The sequence below is a fragment of the Salsuginibacillus kocurii DSM 18087 genome, from assembly GCF_000377705.1.
GTDB lineage: Bacteria > Bacillota > Bacilli > Bacillales > Marinococcaceae > Salsuginibacillus > Salsuginibacillus kocurii.
This window is the reverse complement of sequence record NZ_KB898627.1, coordinates 150,867-175,796: the sequence shown is the minus strand read 5'-3', so window position 1 is coordinate 175,796 and position 24,930 is coordinate 150,867. Positions and strand designations below refer to the sequence as shown.

General features: G+C 42.6%; 16 protein-coding genes. 12 read left to right on the top strand and 4 right to left on the bottom strand.

Annotated elements, in window-relative coordinates; all coding sequences use genetic code 11:
- Positions 1-88: 88 nt before the first annotated feature.
- Together D469_RS0111260 and D469_RS0111255 are read left to right on the top strand one after the other, a co-directional pair.
- Positions 89-2,131, top strand: coding sequence for a flagellar assembly protein A (locus tag D469_RS0111260; protein ID WP_018923499.1), 2,043 nt, complete (start codon positions 89-91; stop codon positions 2,129-2,131).
- A 238-nt stretch (positions 2,132-2,369) separates the two neighbouring features.
- Positions 2,370-2,606, top strand: a complete 237-nt coding sequence (locus D469_RS0111255; protein ID WP_018923498.1) for a hypothetical protein — start codon at positions 2,370-2,372, stop codon at positions 2,604-2,606.
- Between the two features lie 278 nt (positions 2,607-2,884).
- On the opposite strand, the gene D469_RS0111245 is transcribed toward D469_RS0111255, so the two are convergent.
- Both D469_RS0111245 and D469_RS20205 read right to left on the bottom strand, forming a co-directional pair.
- The gene (locus D469_RS0111245) at positions 2,885-4,033 is read right to left on the bottom strand and encodes an acyl-CoA dehydrogenase family protein (protein ID WP_018923496.1); all 1,149 of its coding nucleotides are present in this window, start codon (positions 4,031-4,033) and stop codon (positions 2,885-2,887) included.
- 194 nt (positions 4,034-4,227) lie between these two features.
- Positions 4,228-4,485 carry an HPr family phosphocarrier protein gene (locus D469_RS20205; RefSeq protein WP_018923495.1) on the bottom strand — a complete coding sequence of 86 codons (258 nt, stop codon included), beginning with the start codon at positions 4,483-4,485 and terminating at the stop codon, positions 4,228-4,230.
- Positions 4,486-4,820: 335 nt separating this feature from the next.
- Here D469_RS20205 and D469_RS0111235 point away from each other — a divergent pair, with 335 nt between their 5' ends.
- The 10 genes from D469_RS0111235 (at position 4,821) to D469_RS0111190 (ending at position 21,460) form a co-directional block, all read left to right on the top strand.
- Positions 4,821-6,362: an FAD-dependent oxidoreductase gene (locus D469_RS0111235; RefSeq protein ID WP_018923494.1), complete on the top strand. Its 1,542-nt coding sequence runs from the start codon at positions 4,821-4,823 to the stop codon at positions 6,360-6,362.
- A gap of 514 nt (positions 6,363-6,876) precedes the next feature.
- Positions 6,877-8,994, top strand: coding sequence for a peptidoglycan D,D-transpeptidase FtsI family protein (locus D469_RS20200; protein WP_018923493.1), 2,118 nt, complete (start codon positions 6,877-6,879; stop codon positions 8,992-8,994).
- 511 nt (positions 8,995-9,505) lie between these two features.
- On the top strand, positions 9,506-10,141 hold the full coding sequence (locus tag D469_RS0111225) for a hypothetical protein (RefSeq protein WP_018923492.1): 636 nt from the start codon (positions 9,506-9,508) through the stop codon (positions 10,139-10,141).
- Between the two features lie 419 nt (positions 10,142-10,560).
- Positions 10,561-11,730, top strand: a complete 1,170-nt coding sequence (locus tag D469_RS0111220) for an acyltransferase (protein ID WP_018923491.1) — start codon at positions 10,561-10,563, stop codon at positions 11,728-11,730.
- 452 nt (positions 11,731-12,182) lie between these two features.
- Positions 12,183-13,727, top strand: a complete 1,545-nt coding sequence (locus D469_RS0111215) for an AbgT family transporter (protein WP_018923490.1) — start codon at positions 12,183-12,185, stop codon at positions 13,725-13,727.
- A gap of 444 nt (positions 13,728-14,171) precedes the next feature.
- Positions 14,172-15,410, top strand: a complete 1,239-nt coding sequence (locus tag D469_RS0111210) for a M20 metallopeptidase family protein (RefSeq protein WP_018923489.1) — start codon at positions 14,172-14,174, stop codon at positions 15,408-15,410.
- Positions 15,379-16,701 carry an amidohydrolase gene (locus tag D469_RS0111205; protein ID WP_018923488.1) on the top strand — a complete coding sequence of 441 codons (1,323 nt, stop codon included), beginning with the start codon at positions 15,379-15,381 and terminating at the stop codon, positions 16,699-16,701. Before D469_RS0111210 ends, D469_RS0111205 begins: the two co-directional genes overlap by 32 nt.
- Before the next feature lie 9 nt (positions 16,702-16,710).
- A complete protein-coding gene (locus tag D469_RS0111200) occupies positions 16,711-17,961 on the top strand; it encodes a M20 family metallo-hydrolase (RefSeq protein ID WP_018923487.1) in 1,251 nt (416 codons plus the stop codon).
- A gap of 4 nt (positions 17,962-17,965) precedes the next feature.
- Positions 17,966-19,264, top strand: coding sequence for a hypothetical protein (locus D469_RS0111195; RefSeq protein WP_018923486.1), 1,299 nt, complete (start codon positions 17,966-17,968; stop codon positions 19,262-19,264).
- Between the two features lie 354 nt (positions 19,265-19,618).
- Entirely contained in the window at positions 19,619-21,460 is a 1,842-nt protein-coding gene (locus D469_RS0111190; protein ID WP_018923485.1) for a BCCT family transporter, read from the top strand.
- Positions 21,461-21,542: 82 nt separating this feature from the next.
- Here the strand turns inward: D469_RS0111190 and D469_RS0111185 are convergent, their stop codons facing one another.
- Both D469_RS0111185 and D469_RS20195 read right to left on the bottom strand, forming a co-directional pair.
- Positions 21,543-22,979, bottom strand: coding sequence for an MBL fold metallo-hydrolase (locus tag D469_RS0111185; protein ID WP_018923484.1), 1,437 nt, complete (start codon positions 22,977-22,979; stop codon positions 21,543-21,545).
- A gap of 142 nt (positions 22,980-23,121) precedes the next feature.
- On the bottom strand, positions 23,122-24,840 hold the full coding sequence (locus tag D469_RS20195; protein ID WP_018923483.1) for a methyl-accepting chemotaxis protein: 1,719 nt from the start codon (positions 24,838-24,840) through the stop codon (positions 23,122-23,124).
- Positions 24,841-24,930 lie beyond the last annotated feature (90 nt).

The following is a 24,930-nucleotide window of genomic DNA, read 5'->3' as shown; positions in this document are numbered from 1 at the left end:
CCTACTAGAATAGACGCTACGATCCTTTCCCCTCCCTTTTTTACACATTACTTTTACGTTCTTAATGTAAATGATGAGGGGATTTTTTATGAGCAAATTTAAGGAATTCACAGCTGAAACCGTCGAGTTAGCAGTACAACAAGCGGAGACATTTTATAATGTTGGAGAACAAGAATTAGAAATAGATGTTCTTCAACATGAAAAAAAGAACTGGTTAAACCAGTTGAAACAATCTGCTGTCATTAAGGTAGCATTAAAAGACGAAGTCGAAAGCAAAAATGAAGCTTCTATCGAGCAATTATTAGGCACCTTAACCACTAATTCTTCTGTGCTTGAATGGGAAAGAGAACTAGTTGATGCAGACAAGCGAGGCAAAGCCTGGATCAAGGATGGCACGTTGTTTACTGAAGATGGGAAGGAGTCCTTTCCAATCGTCTATCCAGGGGACGGGGTACGTTTACTAGTTAATGAAGAGGAAGTTAAAGAGAAATGTCCAGTTAAAGAAAGTGACGATGTTACCTTAGAAGTTGAAAATGAACGAGTTGAAACGAAGTGGAAGGTGGAGGTTAACGGAGAAGGGGATTCGATCACATTGAAAGTGACGCCTGGCTATTTCCTGATTCGAAAATTAATTAATAAACCACCTTCTAATCAACTTGTGTTGGAAACCACCGATAAATACCAAGCCAATAATGAACTCCAAATCGCTGATGTCATTAATCAATTGGAAAAGCAGCGTATTCAATATGGAATAAACTATGAAAGTATCAAAGAAGCAACGCTGGTGGAGAAGGAAGGAGAATTTGTAATCGCCGAGGGCAGGCCTGCGGTTGACGGCAAAAACGGAGAAGCTGATTTCACTGTTGATGTGAATAAAAAGCGAGTTCAACCGGAAGAACAAGTTGATGGCAGTGTTGATTATCGAGAAATTAATTTTATCCCAAATATTGAAGAGGGGCATGTACTTGCAAACATACAACCACCTGAACCAGGAAAAGATGGAATGAATGTGTACGGGAATGTGGTAAAGGCAAGAGACGGAGCTCCAGTCGTAGTGAAGGCAGGCCGAGGTGTAGCTTATATTGAAGAAGAACAGCGTGTTGTGGCGACAGAAGATGGGCGCCCGTATGTAGACAATCGTGGGCAGATGGTACAGGTCAGCGTCATGCACCGACTCGTTCACTCGCAGAACGTTAATATCGAAACAGGAAATTTAAGCTTTATCGGAGACATTGATATTTATGGATCTGTCGAAGAAAATATGCGAGTGAAAGCAGATGGTGAATTATTTATAAAGGGCTATGCCGAGCAAAGTGTCCTTCACTCCGGTCACTCGTTAACGGTATCTAAAAATGTGATACGTTCCACTGTCGTTGCTGGTAACCAACAACTGATCTACGCAAAAATTGGGGAAGCACTGAGTCCGGTTAAAGAGCAGATAAAACATATTATATCTGCCCTAAAGCAACTGCACAATTCTAAAAGTTTTCATGAGTCAAATTATGCGAATCTAGATGTTAAAGCGCTTTTGAACTTATTAATTAAAGAAAAATTTAATTCCCTGCCTGAAGATATCAATACACTAAACCAATTAATTAATGAAAATGAGAAGACGTTGGAGCGGGAGTGGCACTCCTTGCGTGATTATTTGCATCATCAATTCATCCTCCACTCAGGGAAAACAAGCAATACCGTTGATGAATTGATGGAGTGGTACAAAAAAATTATTCATTTGCTAGAAATGACGGCGGCCCCGGTTGAAGCCAATGTTGAAGTGAAGATCGGCTATGCAACTAACAGCCATGTCTTTAGTTGTGGAGACATTCACATTTTTGGACATGGGTCTGTGAATTCAACGCTGCAAGCTGCAGGTGTCGTTCGAGTAGAGAAACAGCTCATTGGCGGCCAGCTTCTTGCTGGAAAAGATGCCCACATTGGCGTTTCAGGCTCTCCAGCAGGTGCTAAAACAGAAATTGTTGTGCCTGAAAATCATAAGGTGACCATCGGGTATGCGTATGTTGACACGGTTGTCTTTATTGGGAGTCGAAAGTATTTCTTCCATTACGATCAAAAAAATGTGGTTCTTTATATAGAAAATGATGAAGTGGTGGCAAGACCTGCTGGCAATTAAGCTCACCTTTTAGACAAGGCACAAATTCATAGGCATGGGTAAAAAACCAGGGCACTAATTTAGTGATCCCTGGTTTTTTAGGCTGTTTTCTAAAATTCAAAAGGGGCGGGAACTAAAAAAAGGTGCGGCATATAATGGAAAATAAAAGAACATTGGCTTATTGAGCTTATGCAAAGGCCAGCTTGAGGCTAAGCTTAGGGACGGTTTCAAGCATTTCATCATGAAAGGAAGTAGGGAAATGTTTGAATTATTTGTTATGTATTCCTTTAACTTGGTATGGTTAGCCATGTTTTATGGAGTGTTGTGCCTTACTCATAAATTGTTACCAAAAGGCTTTTATATTGCTCAAATTTTATTTTTATATTTTTGGATGTTATCTCCGCACTTGGATGTCAGCTATTTTGGTTATTTTTCATATGAAGCTCTTCCCATCTTCTGGTTTGTAGCTTCCTTAATGTTCGTCTATTCGAAATAACAGGTAATTTATGGATGGAGCAAAGGGAAGAAAATCCAGGTTTGCGGCAGCTGGATCCCTCTCAAGTGTACTTTCTTCACCTAACCACCAACCAGATGATAGAGCGGAAGGGCCAAGCGATTTTGGGTTCCGCGGCCCCACGTACGCTTTTAAAGGTGAAGAACGGTCTGGTTCAATCAGTTTCAAACGAAACGTGTCATTTCCGTTAATCCGTAATCCACTTTTTGACAGAATTCCAAACTTGGCGCCGTTGACCAAACGCCCTCCTCTTTTCTTCCCTACTTTTCTCTGTTGTTCGCTCTATCGGCCAAGGCCAGGATAGTCATATCATCCATTGGTGGATTATGAAGCCCAGCACGGACATCACGGTAATAACGCTGCAATGGACTGTTTTCTGATAAACTGCTTGCTCCAACTACACGCATAGCTTTGTCCACTACATGAATAGCATGATTTACTACCGTTAACTTCACGGCACCCAGCTCTGCTTTCATGCTCTGTCGTACTTCTTCTGTGCTTTGATCCCATTTTTGAGCTGTTGCATATAATAAAGTTTGACTTTGCCAAATGTTAAGTTCGATTTCGCCAAGGCGTTGCTTCACAGCTGGTATGTCAGCGATAACCCCTTCAATGCTAGAAGGAGAATGTTTGTGGGCGAATTGAATTGCTTCGCTTTGAGCAGCCCGGGCAATACCAAGGTAGCAGGCAGGAACATGCAACAACCAGCCTGCCGCTCCTTTATTGCCTGGAGATAAATATTGAACGAGTCCCTTTTCGCTAACGTTTACATCTGTAAGGACGAGGTCGTGGCTCCCTGTTCCTTGCATGGCAACAGAATCCCAGGTTTCTTCAATTGTTAGTCCTTTCGATTCTCGCCGGACGAGGAAGTTTGCCACTTCTTCTGTATTTGAAACCGTAGCACTCACAACAAAATAATCGAGAATTGGCGCCATGGTGGTGAAGTTTTTCCTCCCATTTAATATCCAACTGGAACCATCCCAATGTGCAGTAGTAGCAGGCAGTGCGCCGCGTGAAGGGCTCCCAGTCCCGGCTTCAGAAGCAGCATTATTCAAGAGAGAACCACGGTGCAAGACGTCATTGGCAAATTGTTGATAGGTGTGCTCTTCCCAAATATTGTGGTCGCCCAAGTGCTTGGTAATACCCATGTGCCAGCCAATTGATAAAGCTGTGGATCCATCGGCTTTGCCGAGCGTTTCTTGAAGTTGTACCATTTCAAGCAAAGAAATACCAGCTCCTCCAAACTTCTTAGGGACCGTAAGTGCTGGATAGCCAAGGTCTTTTAACTCCTTAAAGTTCTCATAAGGAAACGCTTTTTCCTCTGCAGCAGCGCGTTCAGTAAAACGAGCTGTCACCTTTTCTAGTTCCTTGATGCGTTCTTCTACTGTACTTAATTGTAAAAGTTTCATGTCTTGGTCCTCCTGCTCATCGTGTTCTTTTATCGTAAAGGATGGACGGAAGTGAAGACAACGCAAAGGGAGGCTGCTTAAGGAAGAACCAGCTTGAAGTAAGCGACATGCCTGAATTTCAATATAAAAAGACGCCTGTGAAAAGAGGCGTCTTTACTAATAGCAGTCATTTTACAGGGGGATGAAAGACTTCTTTACGTCAGCAATAATTTCTTAATCTCTTCTACTGCTTCTTTGGAATCCTCACCAACAGCACGAAGGATTACTGATCTGGATGGTGTCATAAACGATGACAGGCCTAAAATACTCTTACCATTTACCGTTTGGCCATTTGATTCGAATAAAATATAACTGTCAAATTGATTCGTTTGTTTAGCGATCTTGGTAAGGTTTTCACTAAACGTTCTTTCATCAACTTGAAGCGTGATAGAGGCTTCCGACGTTCGTTTCATTTTACCCATCCTTTCATTGAATCAAATCAAACAAAGCGGGGAGAGCCATATCGTATTCAGGAAGTGGCGGAAGGGTATAGGTAGGAAACTCCATTCAGTATAGTGTATGAAAGGAAGAGTGCCACTCCCCACTATTTCTTTAGCCTAAATTGAGTATATAAAAGTACCACTTGTCTTAACTACATTTTTGATATAAAACATCACAAAGAAATTTTCCTTTCTCTTAAAAGAACGTTAGATAATATCCAACAAAAGGGTAAGATAAAAATGGCAGCCATTAGTCATGAAAAGAATGGAACCGGGCAACCTACTGGGAAAAGAGGAGGTATAAGTTCATGGCAGATTCATTTGACCCATCGGTTTCAATGCCGAAAACACCCGAATCCTACTGGCGGAAGGCAGATGAAACCCCTGATTTCCCACCGCTTAAAGAAGATGTTCAAACAAGTGCGGTCATAGTCGGTGGCGGGATTACTGGATTGACCACTGCATATTTATTAGCAAAAGAAGGAATGGACGTAACCGTCTTAGAAGCAGATAAGCTATTTAATGGAACAACTGGATATACTACTGCTAAAATAACGGCCCAACATGGTCTTATTTATGATGAATTAATTAAACACTTTGGAGAAGAAAAAGCAAAGCTTTATTATGAAGCGAACCATGAAGGATTAATTTTTATCCGTGATTTAGTCGAAGAAAAAGGCATTAATTGTGATTTTAGCGAAGAGGACGCTTACGTCTATACGACAGATGAAAATATGGTGCCTTCTTTAAAAAAGGAGCTGGAAGCATATGAGAAGCTCGGTATAAAGGGAGAGTTTCAAGAGGAGTCACCTCTTCCTTTTCCAGTTAAAGGTGCATTAAAAATGGAAAAGCAAGCTCAATTTCACCCGCTTCGTTATTTGAACTACCTCGTCGATCAAATTGTTGAGATGGGCGGAAAAATTTATGAAGAGACGACGGCTAAAGATATTGAATCAGGTGATTCCCCAAGTGTTGTAACCGAAGACAATAATCAAGTTACCGGCGAATATGTGATCGTTGCATCGCATTTTCCTTTTGAAGATGAGAGAGGTTTTTATTTTGCCCGCATGAAACCAGAGCAATCGTATGTTTTAGCCATTCAAGCTGAAGAGAAGTTTCCGCCGGGCATGTACATTAGTGCGGAGGATCCGAAACGTTCCCTGCGTGCTACTCCTTCAGAAGATGGAGAGCTCATTCTGGTTGGAGGAGAGAGTCATAAAACCGGCCAAGGGGTGGAAATGTCTAAGCATTATGAAGCATTAAAGTCATATGGCCATGAAAACTTTACGGTAACTTCTATGCCTTATAAGTGGGCTACTCATGACTTAGTTACATTGGACAAAGTTCCGTACATTGGAGAATTATCCCCAAACCAAGAGAACCTCTTTGTAGCAACTGGGTTTAAAAAATGGGGAATGACCCATGGGACTACGGCAGCTCTGCTTTTACTTGATCTTGTATTGGAGCGGGACAATGAGTATGCCGATCTCTTTAACCCTGAACGTTTTCAGGCAGATCCAAGCTTGAAAGAGTTGGTGAAAGAGAACTCAAATGTTGCGAAGGAATTCGTAAAAGGGAAAATGGAAAAGGTTCAAACTAAACCAGAAGATTTAGCAAAAGGAGAAGGTGGCATTGTCACTTATGATGGTGAACGTGCCGGAGGGTACCGCGATGAAAATGATACCCTTTATATAGTGGATACGACATGTACCCATATGGGTTGCGAAGTCGAATGGAATGATGGAGACGGAACCTGGGATTGTCCGTGTCACGGTTCCCGTTTTTATAAGGATGGCGGAGTAATAAATGGTCCGGCAACTGAACCGCTTAAACCATTAAACAAACCATAAAGCAGAAGCGAGCTTAAGAGATGTTCTTTTATTAATATTGCAAATGTATTTACAAGCAGGAGCGCTCGGAAAAGAAAAGCTCCTGCTTTTATTTGTTCAGCGGTTTCATTTCCTCCTTTTGCGCGGAGGGAGTGGTCTGCTCTTTAGACTATTTCGGTGATAATAGGAATGAAGGAGAACACAAAATAAGCCCTGCCATTATGATGCAGGGGACTAACTTCTCTCCCCATAAGGAGGATGCATAATCGCCATTAACATATCAATCAAACGCCGCTAAGCAAAAATCGAACCTTTTCTTTATAGACAGGGAAAAAGAAATTCACTATATTGAATGGCTGCAAACGAGTTAAGAGCCTCACTTTTGAACGCTCATGACGTATTCTGCTTTATTTTTCGCATGGATAGCCATTTTATTTTGAGAGATAATGAGGTTCTTGGTTTCCGAACACGTTTGATTTTGCTAAAATTTTATACGAACAATGGATTTTACTTTAGTATATATAAGGAGTTACTCATGAGTAAAAAAATCGGTCGACTCTTTCCGACGATGCGTTTAAATATATTATTTGTCCTTGTGTTTTTGATATTTGCTATCTTGATATTAAGGCTTGGTTATTTACAAATTGTAGAAGGCGAAGAGTATCAAGAAATGTTAAATGAAAGTCAGGAAACTACTGCGGAAATGGATGCACCGCGGGGACTAATGTATGACCGGCACGGAAATATTGTGGTTTCCAATGAACTGGTCATGTCTGTTACTTATACCAATACCCCAGATAACGAAGAAGAACGCATTGAAGTGAGTCACCGTTTGGCTGAATTTATTGAAGTCGGAGATGATGACAGCGGAGTAGAGGATTTATCAGTAGATGACATAACAGAGCGGGAGATAAAAGATTATTGGCTTCAAACAAGAGAAGATGAGGCAGAAGACCTTCTAACTGATGAAGAGGTGGAAACAGCTGGCAATGAAGGTGACGAATTGTATGATTTACAGCTGGAACGGATAGGTGAAGACGAATTAAACGATATAGACGATGAAGAACTGGAAAGTGTCGCTATCTGGGCTGAAATGCTTGGCGGATATAATTATTCCCCCCATCGTATTACGAGCATAGATGAAGAGACAGCTCATGAATTAAGTGAGAATCTTGAGTATATGGACAATGTCGACTTATTCCGTGATTCAGAGCGCGCGTATCCATTCGGTGATACTTTCCCATCGTTCTTTGGTGGGACAGGCTCTATTCCAAGTGAAAACATAGATGAATATGTAGCCAAAGGATATGAGCGCTCGGACCGTGTTGGTACTACTTTTTTAGAATATCAGTATGAAGATTACCTGCGCGGAGAAAAAGGCATGATCGAGACTATCCAAGAGGACGGGGAAGAGTCGATTGAGGAAACAGAGGGAAGTCGCGGCCACGACCTAGTCTTAAGCATTGACATGGCCTTGCAGCAAGAGATTGAGAACATTATTCAGCAAGAAGTCAATGCCGCTTCAGGTACCTATATCAATGAAGAAGAAGCTTATGTTGTATTAATGGACCCTCAAACAGGGGACCTGCTCAGTATGGCAGGTTATGATGACCATCTCGGGACGGTATCAAGTGCTTATGAGATGGGCTCTTCTGTTAAGGGCGCGACTATATTAGCTGGGCTTAATGAGGGAGTAATTGAACCTGGCTCCGCTATTAATGACCAGCCGATTGATTTACCGGAGACTCCGGAAATTAGTTCTTGGCGTAATTTCGGCATGATTAATGATCTTACGGCACTAGAAGTATCTTCAAACGTGTATATGGCTGAAATAGCCATGCGGATAGCTGGATTTGAGGAAGGTTCACTTGGATTTGCAGAAACTAACCATGGCTTTCAAACGTTGCGTAATTATTATTCCCAGCTCGGTTTAGGTGCAGATACGGGTGTTGACCTTCCAGAAGAAATGGATGGAATTGAAGGAGAAATTCAAAATCCAGGTGAACTTCTTTTTCTTAGCTTTGGTCAGTTTGATACGTATACCCCTCTGCAGCTGACTCAACATATTGCAACCATTGCTAATGATGGCTACCGTATGAAGCCGAGGCTTGTCCAGGAAGTGCGAGAACCAAGTAACAATACAGATGATATTGGACCGGTAGTAAAACAGCATTCTCCGGAAGTGATGAATCGGATTGATGCAACAGAAGGAGAAATTAACCGCGTGCAGGAAGGGCTGCGCCTTGTTGTGGAAGGTTCAGAGGGGACGGCTGCCAGTGATTTTGATGATATTGATTACACAATGGCTGCCAAAACAGGCACAGCTGAAATTACCGCAGAAGACCCTGCAGGTAATGTACAAGATGGAAATAACCAAACACTCGTAGGCTATGCGCCTTATGACGATCCGGAAGTCGCTTTTGCTGTCGTCGTGCCCGGAGCTCATGGAGAAGATGATGGGGGCCGTGATGGTTTAGCAAATACAATTGCCAGGCAGGTGCTCGATGCTTATTTTGAAGTAGAAGAAGATCGTCCTGACCCGGATGAAGCAGACGATGGAACGAGTGAAGGAGAATATCAAGAAGGTGTCGACCCCGAAGACGTTGAGGAAGAAGACCTTTCTCAAGACGAAGCATTAGATGAAGAGTACTAGCTTGCTGTATATAAGTTATGAGCATGATGTAATGTTTGTTCTATGATAAAAAAGGGGCTGTCTCAAAAGGGCAGCCCCTTTTGTTAGTCGTCTCATATGAAAACTGGGTGATTCCGTTTGCGCTGCTGCGATATCGCAAATACAGGAGAGGGAACGCGTGACGCCGCGCTCAATGCTCATGACACCGCACTCGAATAAAGTCACGTTGCACTAATATCGCCTCACGCCGCACTAATGAGCCGTGACACCGCACTCCGTCTTCGTCACTGCGCAAAGGAAGGGTATGACTGCGCAGCCGCTCCATTGATTAATGCTTTACAAAGGCTTTTGAGATCGCCCCTTTTTTAGGTGCGCTGTGTGCTTGCTTGGGTCTTTTGTGAGAGTCCCTAATTATGCAGTGTACAGTCCACTAGCTGTGCTCATATTTTTGTATCCAGTATATTAAAACTCATGTCCCGCTCCCTCCATACATAGAGTGAATTGACAAGCTATGGTAAAGGAACGTGAAGACATGGATGGTGTAGTGGAATGGCAGTGGGAACTCTTTATCTTCTCAGAAATTTTAGGCTGGGTGGCGATGTCTTTATTTTTGTTCGTGCGGTATGGTTTGGGAAAATGGAGAAGCAGTTTCTTCTTTTTGGCTGCCTTTGTAGTGCTTACTTTGTTTCAATCCTGGTTGGGGTGGGTGGTGTATGAAGCAACTGGAGCCATTTCTTCGTTTCAAATTGTGGTATTTATCTTTTTAGTATATGCCTTTACCTTTGGTCTTTCAGATTTTAGGAATGTAGACAGCTACTTAAAAAAATGGACCGTGAAAGGAGAAAAAGGCCTTACCAAACCACCGAAGAGAAACATGGACCGATCCCATGATCCAATAGAAGTTGCCCGTAAAAATAGAAAAAGCTGGTACATTCACAGTATAGTTTTTGGGGGAGCTCAGATTGTTTTTTGGACCATGTTTGGCCGCTATGATGCCCCTTGGTTCCATTACCTTACTGATTTGTCTTGGCTGCAAAGAAATTCATTTCAAATGAGTCCATACACTGAGCCAATGATCTATCAAATCACAATTGCCTGGGGATTAATATTTCTGTTAGATACAGTGGTTAGCTGGTCCTACACTTTGTTCCCTGAAGAAAAAAAGTAATAAAAGGTCTGAAAAAACATTGGGTTGTATTCGTTGATGGTCTTCCGGAACGGCCAACCTGCCGTTGAAAGGGAGACTATGAAAGACAATCCTTGCTAGTAAAAAATTCTATGTAGTGTTCGACCGTGTCACAATTGATAGGAGTAGAAGTATAAAAACAGCCACTCACATGTTAACGAGTTTGGCTGTTTTTGTTATTGGAATTAAAATGTCCAATTTAATATGAAATTGTGTTTTTACATTCTCTTTCAGGGATGAGCGTGATACATTTATATCTGTCTTCAATAATTTTTGGACGTATAGTTGCTAGGCGTGAGTTGCAAAGAAAATGTTCTACTTAAGCGTAGAAAAACATGATACAATTCACTTTGATTTATGCTTCGCCTTTACATAGCAGGTTAGAAAAAGGAGGCGTTTGTGTGGGAGCCAAAATCAGTAATGACTCAGTTAATGAAATATTTATAGTTCGTGCTTTGGCAATCTTAGGGGTAATTATGGTACATGCTACCTCTAATCCAGCGGCAATGATAGAGGGGCCGTCGAATTCTTTGGCTGTTTATAACTTTTTAAATATGTTTTTTAAATTTGGAACGCCGACATTTATTTTATTGACTAGTTTTGTTTTATTTTATAATTACTTTAACCGCTCAATAGAAAAAAATTTGATTCAACGGTTTTATAAACGCAGGCTGTTATATATTTTACTACCTTATTTTTTATTTTCTTTACTTTATTTTGAAATGAATCAAGCCGTTTTCCGGCATGGTACAGAAAGCTGGTATCAATCGCTTCAAGCGTTTGGAATGGATTTATTAACTGGAAGTGCCCATCCGCATTTGTACTTTGTATTTATTAGTGTGCAATTTTATATTATTTTTCCACTTCTTCTTCTATGGTTTAAAAAGAGCCGCTTTACTGTAGTTAATGCACTTTGGCTTGGCTTGCTGATTCAGTGGGCGTTTGTTATCTATAACAATATGTATTTGCAGTATACACAGACAGGAAGTTTAGCAATCTGGTATACAAGCTATTATTTTGCCGGAGCCTTTTTAGGGATTTATTATCATAAAGCCTCTGAATGGCTGCGTGTAACGAAGCAAGCTTGGTTTTCTAAGAAAGTGTTTCTATGGGCTGGGATCTGGCTTGTTTGGCTGGTTGGAGTAACAGGACATATTTATATTTATTATGAGACTCGTGCTACTGGAGAATGGTTTGATTCTCGGCTCTACACGTTATTTTGGAATATGCATACACTTCCGACGGCTATTATCCTCCTACAGATTTCCTATTGGATTTATAGTTCCTGGCCTCGGAAGATTGTGAATACGCTTGTTCATTTAGGAATTGTTTCATTTGGCATTTATTTGTTTCACCCGCTGATTTTGCATATATATCGTTTAACCGGGGCATTCAATGATCCGTCCTCGTTAGCGTTTAATCTATGGATTGCGGGAGGGTTTCTCGCAGCACTCTTTATCAGTTGGTTCTTTGTGACGCTAGTCTTAAAGTATATGAAAGGTGGCTGGATTTTATTTGGTGCTTGGCCCAAGCAAAATCCTTTTATTCCAAAAAAGAAAAACAATAAGTAGAGGTCCATATGTGATAGATTGCGGTTGAAAGAAGTCTATCCAGAGATGGGGAAATACGATAGATACAAGCGATTTTACGTTAATACACTTCAATTTTCTCAGTAAGGAAGCCTTCATTCAGAAATTATGTTCTGTTTGAAGGCTTTTTTGTCAGGGACTGATAATGGGAGGGCCAAGTGTAGCGAAAAGTGCGAGGTTCCTGTGGTAAAAGCAAGCAGCCTAAAGCAACAGCACTAACGTTTAACATTCACTTTTGTATAAATGCCTCTAATTTACTGCCATTCATAATACAGAAACTAGCTGATTAACTAAATCTAACCACCAATGTAAAAGAAGCTAACAAAAAAATTTAAATACTTTCAAAGCTTTCATAGATTTTGGTCTATATATATGATAGTTTTTCAATAACGGAATATATAAAGACAATGTCCGAAAAAAAGGAGTGTAAAAAAATGAAGAATAATTCCGGATCAGGAGAAAATAAAGGATTGTTTATGAGGTTTTTGGATGTGGTAGAACGAGCAGGGAACAAACTCCCTCATCCGTTTATGCTTTTTGTTTATTTAGCGTTAGGTATTATTGGTTTATCCTTTATCTTTAATCAATTAGGATTGTCGTATGTTGACCCGGAGACGGAAGAAACCGTCCTAGTCGAAAATATGATCTCGGCCGATGGGATCGAATATATTGTGACTTCGATGCTTGATAATTTCACTGGCTTCGCGCCTTTAGGTCTGGTACTTGTCATGATGTTTGGTATTGGTCTGGCGCAAAAAGTCGGCTTAATTGAAACGTTTATGAAACAAACCATCCTAAAAGCACCGACGAGGTTTGTAACGTTCGCTATTATCGGTACAGGCGTAATTGGGAACCTGGCTTCAGATGCAGCCTTTGTTATTGTGCCGCCGCTTGCGGCAATGGTCTTCTATGCATTGGGAAGGCACCCTCTTGCCGGAATGGCTGCCGGTTTTGCCGGCGTTGGGGCAGGATTTACCGCTAACGCTCTCATTACAGGAACCGATGCCTTACTATCCGGAATTTCTTCAGAAGTCATTGCTCCGATTGATGAAGCAGCTACAGTTACACCAGTAGATAACTATTTCTTCATGTTATTTTCTGTTTTGATGTTGATGTTCGTCGGGACATGGATTACAGAGCGCGTGGTTGAGCCTCGTCTTGGTACCTATGACCCGAAGCTCGGAGACGAAGATGTTCAAAATCAAACGATAGAGGAAGTTACACCTGAGAAAAATCGTGGTCTGCGTAACGCAGCGATTGCCGGAGTCATATATGTAGCTCTTGCCAGTTTACTGATTGTTCCTGGTTGGGCACCTCTGCGCGGTGATGAAGGGGAAATTATAGATTCTCCATTTTTCAGTAATATTGTGCCGGTGATTTTGTTCTTCTTTATCCTGCTGGCTGTCGTTTACGGTGTCACTGTAAAAACGATTACTTCCACGCGTGATGTGCCTGAATATATGGCCAGCGCGATGAAAGACATGTCCGGCTATATTGTGTTGATATTTGCTGCTTCCCAGTTCATTGCTTATTTTGATTGGACAAACATTGGTGGATTGATTGCAGTGGGCGGGGCTGATATCCTCACGAACTTAGATATGACCGGGTTGCCGGTAGTGGTTGGGTTTATTGTATTGGCCGCTATATTGAACATGTTTATTTTCAGCGGATCGGCCCAATGGGCGCTGATGGCTCCGATTTTCATTCCGCTGTTTTATTACTTGAATTACGACCCAGCCTTTATTCAGTTGGCTTACCGGATTGCTGATTCGTCGACCAATATCATTACACCGCTTAACCCATATGTGCCAATGGTGCTTGCGTTTATGAAACGGTATGATAATCAGGCCGGCTTTGGTTCATTGTTTGCCTTGATGCTTCCGTACGCTATGGTCTTTCTCACCTTGTGGATTGTCATCTTTATTGTATGGAGCTTGCTTGGACTACCAATCGGCCCTGGTGTAGATATGCACCTATAAATTAGAAGGAAAGACGGAGCACCGGTTGATGTAGTTAACCGGTGCTTTACGTACATGGAAGACTCTGGAGCCTTTAACAACTGATCGCTGCTTTTTTGAGAATAGTTTATTTTGGGGAGAATGATTCGTATTTCAGTGAGAATGGTGTGTATTTTAGGCAGAATGATCCATAAATTTGCGCGAATGATTAGTAATAGTTTGAATGCTCGTTAAAAAGCCTTACCGATAAAAAAGTAGACGGTAGGGGCATCTTTCTAGGCGGTGGAGAGGAAATCTGCGTCAATGAACAGGCGCCTTCTGTTTCTCTGTCCAGCTGCGCGTGCTAGCGGCCCGAAATCGCTTCTAGACTAGACTGCGGTGGCCCAGCCTCCTCAGTTGGCTCTAAGTGTTCGTTGCTGCTGACTGAGCACGCTCCGCTTTTCTATCAATTAAGGAGATGATTGTATGGATTGGATGAAACGGTATCCCGTTTCTGAACACATCATGGAAGCCGTTCGAGAAGCGCGGCGTACGCTGCACAAGCATCCTGAGTTAAGCCATGAAGAGGAGAAAACTGCCGCATATGTGACAGATTTCTTGAAACAACTAGGTCTAGAAGTTCATACCGGACTTGCTGGCTGTGGCGTTCTTGGCGTTCTTCACGGGAAGGGAAGCGGCCCGACGATTGCGTTGCGTGCAGATATGGATGCTTTACCAATTCAGGAAGAAAATGAAGTTTCGTACAAATCGAAAAAAGCTGGTGTCATGCATGCATGTGGTCATGATGCGCATACGGCGATGTTACTTGGGACAGCGTCTTATTTGGCTGAAATCCATGAACAATGGCAAGGTACAGTTTTATTTGTCTTTCAACCGGCTGAAGAAGATGCACCAATTGGTGGAGCACAAACGATGATGGAAGAAGGTGTGTTTAAAGAGTACCAGCCTGATACAATCTTTGCTCAACATGTTTGGCCAGATTTGCCAGTTGGAACCTTTGGAGTGAAAGCTGGAGCTATGATGGCCAATTCAGACCGTTTTCAACTAATTATAAAAGGAGCAGGCGGTCACGCAAGTATGCCTCATCAAGGAGTGGATACAATTGTAGCTGCTAACCAAATGATCTCTGCCCTGCAAACGATCATAAGCCGGAATACGGACCCCTTGGATTCAGCCGTCATTACAGTGGGAACAATGCAAGCTGGAGAACGGTACAATGTCATTCCTCGTGAGGCTGTACTAGAAGGAACAGTACGAACGTTGACGTATCAAACAAAAGAGCAGGTGAAAGAACGCTTTTATCAAATCGTTGAACAAACCGCATCAGCCATGGGGGTAGAAGCAGAAGTCTATTATTACGATGGGTACCCTGCTACGATAAATGATGAAGAATTAAGCTCGTTTGTAAAAGACACATTAGCTAAGAACTATGGAGAAGAGACAGTGCCGCAAGTCGTGCCAAGCCTTGGCGGTGAAGATTTTGGAAGGTTTTTACTTCACTATCCTGGTGTCTACTACTGGCTGGGAACTGCCATCAAAGAAAGGGAGGTGCAAAAGCCGTTGCATGACCCCATGTTTGATATAGATGAAGGAGCTCTTCGCTACGGAGTGGAGGCTATGAGCCTATTAACCTTGGAAGCTCTGGGAGGAAAAGACAAGGAGGATGATGGGAATGGGAATACTGGCGAGCAACACGATCGATGATTTTGTAGAAAAAGCTTATCCGGACATGATAGCCTGGCGCCGCAAGCTTCACCAAATGCCGGAGACAGGCTGGACGGAATACGTTACTACATGGTATGTATATAACTTTCTTGCTGAGCTGGGGTACACGTGCTTTGCTGGCAAGGAAGCAGTGAACTCAAATGAGCGCATGGGCGTACCCGCGGCAGAGTTCTTGGAAGAAGCAGCCGAGCGCGCAACTGAATACGGCGTTCCAGAGGATATGCTTGAAAAAATGGATGGCGGTCATACCGGGGTGGTAGCACAACTTACTACCGGGAGACCAGGACCTCATATAGCTCTTCGTTTTGATATTGATGGTCTGCCGATTACAGAAAGTGAAGAAGCTGGACACAAACCATATGATAAAGGCTTTTTATCAACGAGGGAAGGGTTTATGCATGCATGTGGTCATGATGCCCATACAGCAATAGGCCTTACAGTAGCACGTTTTTTAGCAGAACATAAAGACGAACTTGCTGGTTCATTCACCCTTTTGTTTCAACCTGCAGAAGAAGGGAGCCGAGGTGCAAAAGCAATGGTAGAAAATGGTTGGCTGAGAGAGGTTGATGCCTTTCTTTCCGGGCACATTGGCATCCGAAATGAAAAAGCTGGTGTTATGGCAGCACGAGGGGTGGAGTTTTTAGCCACGACTAAATTTGATCTGAGGCTTCACGGAGTTTCAGCTCATGCTGCTGCTAAGCCTAACGAAGGAAGAGATGCCTTATTGGCCGCAGCCGCTTGTGCTCAAACTGTGGCGCAAATTCCTCCTCATCCGGACGGAGCAATACGTGCTCATATTGGCACCCTGCAAACTGGCAGTGGCCGCAACGTTGTAGCAGATACAGCCTTTTTAGAAGGTGAAACCAGAGGAGAAACCTCTGAGGTGAATAAGTATGTGTGGAAAGAAGTGGAGCGCCGTATACATGGAGCTGCAGAAATGCACGGTGTTGGGGCTGAGTTAAAGGTAGTAGGAGAGGGAGTAGAAGCATACTGTGACACTGATTTTGAGACTTGGCTCGAAACTGGGAGCTCTGCTAGCCGCTGGATTGAGCGAGTGGATAGTGAATGGCCCGTTCAAGCGTCAGAAGATGCTGCAATTATGATCAATTCGGTCCAACAGCAAGGCGGAATTGCCACTTATATGCTTTATGGCACGGCGTTAGCAGATGGCCATCACAAACCGACCTTTGATTACGAAGAAGAGACTTTACCGGTTGCTGCAGCAGCATTACTTCATACGATATCTGAATACTTACATGAGAAAGTATAGGTGAAAAACATGCAGGAATGGCTATACCGAACGCTGCTAGATTTAAATGTCACAGAGCAAATGCAAAGACGAGAAGGTTTTACTCGTTTAAGCTATACTGCCGAAGAAGCAGAAGCGATGCAGGTATTTATAGAGAAAGCAGAAGAATTAGGGCTTGCTGTAAATAAAGATTCCGCTGGCAACTTGATTGCTCGATGGGAAGTAGAAGGAACAGCTGATGAGCCATCTGCTGTCTCAACAGGATCTCACCTTGATACGGTGGAAAATGGCGGGGGGTATGACGGAGCAGCCGGAGTTTTATGCGGTCTTGCAGCTATTAAACAATTAAAAGATGAAGGGTGGTCTCCTGCTCGCCCGTTAGAAGTCATTTGTTTTGCCTCTGAAGAATCTGCTCGTTTTGGAGTTTCAACGATTGGAAGCAAGGCCATGTCAGGCTTGCTTGAACCAGAAGCAGTTGAGAATGTCACAGATAAGCATGGTGTTTCTATACGGGAAGCAGTAGAAAGTCAAGGGCTATCATGGAACGAGATAACCCAAGCAGAGCGCAGAGCTCATGAGCTTCATTCTTTTGTTGAGCTTCATATTGAACAAGGCACTCGCATTGAACAAGCTAAAGCAGATATCGGCGTAGTCTCTGCGATTGCCTGTCCTATTCGATTGCAGGTTAAAATTGAAGGACAAGCCAACCATACAGGAACAACACCAATGGGGCAGCGGTCTGATGCACTACTTGCTGCCGTGCCAATTATTGAAAAAGTAGAAGAAGCAGCAAAGAAGCTGTCAGATCAACCCGGCCCTCCTCTAGTAGCTACTGCAAGTACGATCAATGCTTCTCCTAACGTAATGAATGTTATACCAGGCTTCGTTGAAGTAGGTATTGATATTCGCAGTGTCTCTGACCAAAAAAAGAAAGACGCGGCGAAGCAGATTAAAGAGACGTGTGAACAAGTTGCTGCAGAAAAAAGTGTGGATATTACCGTGGAAACGTTAGTAAATAATCCTTCAATTGCACTAGATGAATCCCTTGAGAGCGTATTACAATCAGTAATAGAAAAAGTTGGTTACACCGCTTATCCAATGGAGAGTGGTGCAGGCCATGATGTCATGAATATGTCACAACGCTGGAACGCGGGGCTGCTCTTCGTTCCATGTCAAGATGGACTGAGTCATCACCCGAAAGAACATGCCGAACTTGAAGATTTGGAGAAAGGGGCTCTCGTTCTAGCAGAGTACATGCGCACTGTCACAGAAAAGAGATGATGGAATGTATATTCGATTAGGTATATGTGGTCCTGAAGATTCGGTAAGGGTCGTTTTACAACAAGCTAATGCAATGGAAGGCATTAAGCCTTTAACGTTTACGTATGAAGATACAGAACGTGTCGCAGACATTGTTCAAGCACATGACAACCAGGTGGACCATTGGTTATTCACAGGTCCCGCCCCCTATGATTATGTTCTTACTCATAAAGTAGTGGCTAAAGAACGAGCTAGTTTTCCTGCTTTGTATGGAGCAAACTTGTTAGGTAAGCTGCATGAAGCGCAGTATCATAAACAACACCTTCTCAGCCATGTTTCGCTTGATACGATTCAAGAAGATCGAATTCAAGAAGTTCTTTCACAGTTTCAACTACAAGAACAGCTATATGTAAAAACTCTTTCCTTTGAAGGTTATAAAAATCCAGACGAATTAGTGGCCTTTCATAAAGAACAATATGAAAAAGGAGCAATCGAGGCTGCTTTTACTTGCGTTCGTAATGTCTACAATCGCCTTTACGCCTTAGGAGTACCAGTTTACCGGGTGTATCCGAGTGTAGATTCAGTGGCTCTTACATTAAAGTATATACGAGAGCATTTTTCATTAACGTCGTTTAAAAAATCGCAAGTGGCTATAATCGGCCTTGAGGTCAGAGCAGAACCACGATTCAATGAAGATCCTAATTCATATGCGAAGTATTATCGAGAATTGGACTTAAAGAAACTGCTTCTTAATATGGCCGAACAGGTACATGGTTCATATGTACAGATGGGTGACGGGTTGTTTTTTATCTATACCACCCGAGGAATGGTAGAAGAAGCAGAGCAAGATTTATTTCGCCTTGTTCATGACATTCGGGCCCAGACCCAGCTAAAGGTTCAAATTGGGTTGGGGTACGGGCGCACAGCCGGGGAAGCTGAGCTCCATATGCGCAAGGCTTTGCAAGAAAGCAGAGAATTAGAAGATTCGGTTATCCGTACAATTGATGAAGATAAGACTGTCAAAGAAAATTACGAAGACCAAGCCGCTTTATTTTACGGACAGAGAAAATGGGGGGGGATTTGGAAAGAGCAAGACACTACTCCCATAAGTCCAGGTATGGCGGAAAAAATCGAATCCTTAGCCAATTATTACAACCAACGGATCGTCTCTCCCCATGAGCTCGCTAGTTGGCTGCACAGCTCGGATCGGAACGCGAGACGTGTGTTAACAAGCCTTGAAAAAATGGGACTTGCTCGTGTTTCTGGTGAAGAGCAATCCGGCTCGAGGGGGAGACCTAGAAAAATTTATGAATTGTTGTTTTAATTTGTCATTAAAAGGAGATATCATAGTTAGTGATGTCTTCTTTTTTATATTGAAGGGGTAAGGTAAGACAATTCACTAGCGTTGCAAATGTATCCACAAGCAGAAGTGCTGAGAATGATGCGCTCATGGTTTTGTTTAGCGGCTTCATCAAGCGAGGTCAAGGAAGGATTATCTGCGTTTCTTGTTAACAGAGTTTTATGAAATTACTACATTGATTGCTTAACTAATGAGTGAGGATCCAGTTTTGCAACACTAGTACAACTATCTACCTTCCTTTCAATACATAAGAAAAGGCATGTAACACCTCAGCAACTTACTTTATTGTTCTGGCAAAGGGAGGAGGCACATTCGCGTATGGCGAATGAGACAAAAGACGATCCGACAAAATACCATTATACTACGAAAAATCCTAGTATCGTCTTCTTTATTACCGCACCACTTGTTGCAGCTTTTGTGTTATGGGGATTTATTGCCCCGGATTCATTAGAGCAGGTATCTGAGACAGCTCTTGGTATAACCCTGGATAACTTTGGCTGGTTTTATATGCTGTGTACAGCTTTTTTCATTGTATTTGTATTATTTCTAGCTGTCAGCCCTTTTGGACGGCTCCGTTTAGGTAAGGCAGATGATCGGCCTGAGTATAAATTTTATACATGGATTGGTATGCTTTTTTCGGCAGGAATAGGTGTTGGATTTGTATTTTGGGGCGTCGCTGAACCAGCGTTATATTACTTAGATCCACATCCTGATTATATGAATGCTACGCCAGAAGAGCAGGCAGATGCTGGCATTCGTTATGGTGTCTTTCACTGGGCACTTCACCCATGGGCCATTTTTTCATTAGTAGCGCTAACATTAGGGTATGTCCAATTCCGTAAAGACCAGCCGGCTTTAATTAGTTCTGCTTTCCAACCGCTGCTCGGCGATCGAATCCGAGGCGGATTTGGGAAAAGCATTGATACGCTGGCGGTACTTGCAACTTCTACTGGGGTAGCTACTACTTTTGGGCTTAGTGCTTTGCAGATTTCCGGTGGTTTATCCTTTTTAACAGACGGAGCCATTCCAAATGTAGGTTTGACCCAATTTGTGATTATTCTAATTGTTACGTTTTTATTTATTTTTTCAGCAGCTACGGGAGTAAATAAAGGTATTCGGTATTTAAGTGTAATCAACTTGACCATTGCGGGAATTTTATTAGCGTTTATGATCATAGCAGGACCAACCCTATTTATTGCTGAAAGTATTGTCACCACTATTGGTGGGTATCTGGCTAATGTCACCCAAATGAGTCTTGACCTGGATCCGTTCGGTGATGGCGAATGGCTCGGTGTTTATACGATTTTCTTCTGGGCTTGGCACATTTCCTGGGCGCCGTTCATGGGCATCTTTATTGCCCGGATCTCACGAGGACGGACGATTCGCGAATTTGTGGCTGGCGTCTTGCTTGTGCCTGCCTTGCTTGCAACTGTCTGGTTTACCGCATTTGGCGGTACCGCAGTTGATCTTATTATGGCAGGCAATGATCATATCGGGGATCTAGTCCTTGAAAGCGAAGAGATCGCTCTGTTTGCCACCCTCGGTGAGTTTCAGCTGATGGGGATGATTATGAGTGTGCTCGCTCTACTCTTAATTTTGATTTTCTTTATTACCTCTGCAGACTCGGCGTCTTATGTATTAGGCGCTATGACAAGTGATGGAAGCTTAAACCCGAAACTTAGTGTAAAAGTAGCTTGGGGTTTTCTTATTGCAGGTACAGCCAGTGTCCTCTTAATAAGCGGTGGTTTAGAAGGGTTGCAAACCGCTTCAATTGTAGCGGCATTGCCGTTTGCCATTATCATGGTTTTTATGGTGATTTCACTGCTAATCATGATGTCGCGCGATTTGAAGAAGGACCAGCGCCGGTCGAGATGGCGTCTGCGTAAACGGGTGAAAGAATCGCTTTATAAGGATATGAAAGATGATGTATATGACCAAGTGAAAGAAGATTTGTATGAAGATATGAAAGAAGAAGTATACACGCAGGTAAAAGAAGAAATGTATGACGAAATGAAAGCCGATGTCTACGAAGAATTTAAAGAAAAAGTCTATGATGATTTGCGTGATGATTTGGAAGATCAACTAGACGGAGAACTAGAGGCTCCTCAAGATTCAGAGTCATATAAAGATGAAGGGGCAGACAACGAAAATAAAAAATAATCTCTGTACTCATATAGAAAGGTAGCTGCTTGCACGGGAGAAGATCTCCAGGGCAAGCAGCTTTCAATTTCAGGTCGTTTTCTTATTCCCGCAAGTCTTTTACCGGAGATTCAAGTTCAAAGTTTTGTTTCCAAGCTACAAAGCCGCCGTCCATATTGCGGACATTCATAAAGCCGTGATTACGTAGGATGCTTGCTCCGATGGCAGAACGTTTTCCTGTTCTGCAATAGAGCACGAGTTTATCCTCTTTGTTATAATCATCGATCCAGTCTTCAATGTCTCCAAGAAATTTCTGTTCAGCATGAGGGACAATACCATCTTCCCATTCTGCTGGGCGCCTGACATCAATCGGTTGGAGCTTAGCCGCCTTGATTTGACTAGCTACCTCATTGGGATATACCGTTGGATACGTTTTTAAATCATTTCCGCGTTTTTTAAAATCTTCGATCACTTCCTCGGTAAAACATGCAGCGATTTGATCAATGCCAATAGCGTTTAATTCTTTTATCACCTCTGCTTGGACATCTTCACTGGCGATAATATAAATGGGGTGGTCATAATCTAGCATCCAGCCGGCCCACTCCGTAAATGTTTTTACAAACGGCAGGTTTAGACTCTGGTCAATAAAACCATTGGAGAAGGTCTCCGGCATTCTCACATCAATTACATGTACATCCCGAGGGTGAAGATGTTCTAACAGTGAACTGTCTTCTCCGCCCTCAGCTGGATTTGAATGTGAGGAAAGAAGCTCTGGGCCCTTCCGATTTACAATTTTCATCACTTTAAAGTAAGGAGGAGGTTCAGGCTGGCTGTCTAAAATAAAATCGATAAACTCTGATTCCTCCGTGTAGGTGAAGGCAGGGTTTGCCTGTTTTTCAAAACCAAGTGTAGACATTGGCACGGCTTCCATCGCTTTTCCACAAGGGCTTCCCGCTCCATGTCCTGGCCAGATCTGCAGGTGGCCGGGTTCGTTGTGAAGACGCTGCAATGAATGAAAAAGCTCTTTAGCGCTGGCTTTTGCTGTTTCGCTGACACCAACGGATTTTTCTAAAAGGTCAGGGCGGCCAGCATCACCGACGAACAAAAAGTCACCAGTAAATAGACCCATAGGTTCTTTACTTCGGCTCGTATCGGTTAGTTTATACGTCAAATGTTCGGGCGTATGCCCCGGGGTATGCAGTGCTTCAATTAGCAAATGGCCCAGCCTTACACGGTCGCCTTCTTTTAATAAGGTAACTCCGTCCGAATACGTATAAGTTGAAACGACATCGTTACCCTCTGCTGACAGATAAATCTCTGCTCCAGTCTTTTCCTGCAGCTCTCTTGAGCCAGAAACGAAGTCAGCATGAATATGCGTTTCCATGGCTCCAACCACCTGAAGTCCTTCAGCTTTGGCGGTTTCTAGATAAGGTTCTACATGCCGGGCTGGGTCAATCACTACGGCTTCGCCTGTTGAGTGGCATCCTACTAAATAGGAAGCCTGAGCGAGGCGGTCGTGATAAAAACGTTCAAGAAACATGAAATTCATCCTTTCTGCAAAGAAACATGGTAATTATCATTTACCCTAAGGGGTATAAAACGAAACTAAAAAAGGCTGGCCATTTTAACCTGGCCTAGCCTTCTCTTTTGGGTGTATTAAAAGGGGCTACAAACCTACTATACTAGCTCTCCTCTTCTTGCTCCTTCTTTTCATAATGAAAGGTGTTGATAGCTGCATCCATTTCTTCAGCAAGCTGATTCATGCGTTCTATTTCTTCTGCGATTCGTGTCATTGATTTAGATTGTTCTTCTACTGAAGCGGCAGCTTCTTCGGTACCTGAAGCATTTTCCTCTGAAATAGCTGAGAGATTTTCCATCACCTGGACCATTTCATCTTTTTTGCCGCTCATTGTTTCACCTGAAGCATTAATGGACTCAATAACCTTCTCCATTTCTGTAATAGCTTTAGATATGCCTGCAAATTTTTCACTAGTCGCTGTTACGTGCTCTGATTGTGAAGTTGATAGTTGTTCTACAGTTTCCATGGTGTCTACAGCATATGTCGTTTTCTCTGTTAGGTCAGTAATAATACCAGCAATTTCTTCAGTGAAGCGATTGGATTGTTCAGCTAACTTGCGAATCTCTTCTGCTACCACGGCAAACCCTTTTCCAGCTTCTCCTGCTCGTGCAGCTTCAATGGAGGCATTTAAAGCGAGAAGGTTGGTTTGTTCGGCAATCCCTTTGATTTGATCACTAGCATGCTCAATTTTGCCTGCACTATCGTTTGTGTTATGAATGAGTGAGCGAATTTCTTGTGTTGAACTATGACTCTCTTTTGTTTTTTCAATTAATTCTGTGACAATCTCATCACCTTCTGCTTTTAATTCGCTGACTCGACTGGTTGCCACGTTTAGCTCTTGTACATGAGCTTGATTATCTTCTAGCATGTTGCCAAGCCGTTGAATGTGCATGGCACCCTGCTCGGTATTCTCGGCTTGTTCAACAGCCCCTGTTGCCATTTCTCCAATAGCTGTATTTACTTCATTTGAGGCAGCCCCTGCCCTATCACTTGTTTGCTTGAGTTCCTGAGAAGTAGAAGCTAAATGTTCAGCTTTTTCGTTGGTACTCTTAATTAATAGAATGAAGTTGCGTTTCATATTCTCAAGAGCTGTCAGAAGCTGGCCAATTTCGTCTTTGCGGTTTTTATCAGTTTGGTCAACTTCTTCTGTTAAATCACCTTCGCCGAGTTTATTAAATACAGATATAGTCGAGCGAAGCGGCTTAAACATGCGATTTAATAGCAGCGTCATTAAAAGCCCAAACATAATCACACTGCCAATAATAATTAGAGCTTGATTGAGAACGAGCGAACTGGTCATATCACTAACATGGTCTTCGAATAAGCCAATATCCATGGCACCAAACAATTCACCATCTATGTAGATTGGAACCATAATATCGTAAGCCCAGCTATCCTGCAGATCTGCAAAAAAGCGGGAAGTCATTATTTCTCCTTCTTGAGCTCCATCTACCGTATATTCATCATCAGCATAGCTGCGTCCAATTCTTTCCTCATCGCTGTGGGCAATGGCTGAAACATTCTCTTCATCGATGATAACAGCATAAGCAATTTCCTCTTGTTCTGCTTTTTCATTTACAAAATTTTGCATCGTTTCTAGATCTTCAGGATCGTCTGCTAAGATTAATTCTGCTTGTGTAGCAATTTCTTCTGTTTGATTGACCCCTTGTTCAATCCCGGCTTCGATCGCATTGTTTTCTAGTACAGTCACATTAATATAGGTACCTATTCCCATAACGACTAAAAAAAGCAACACCATAACACTAATAATTCGATTCTTTAAACTAGTAAAAAGCCCAATTTGGTTGTTTTTCTCTTCCATTTATCCAATTTCCTTTCTTCATGCTTCGAATGTTTTGGTAATAAATGATCATAATGACCTGAACGGAAAAGGTGATCAAGTTTTGCACTA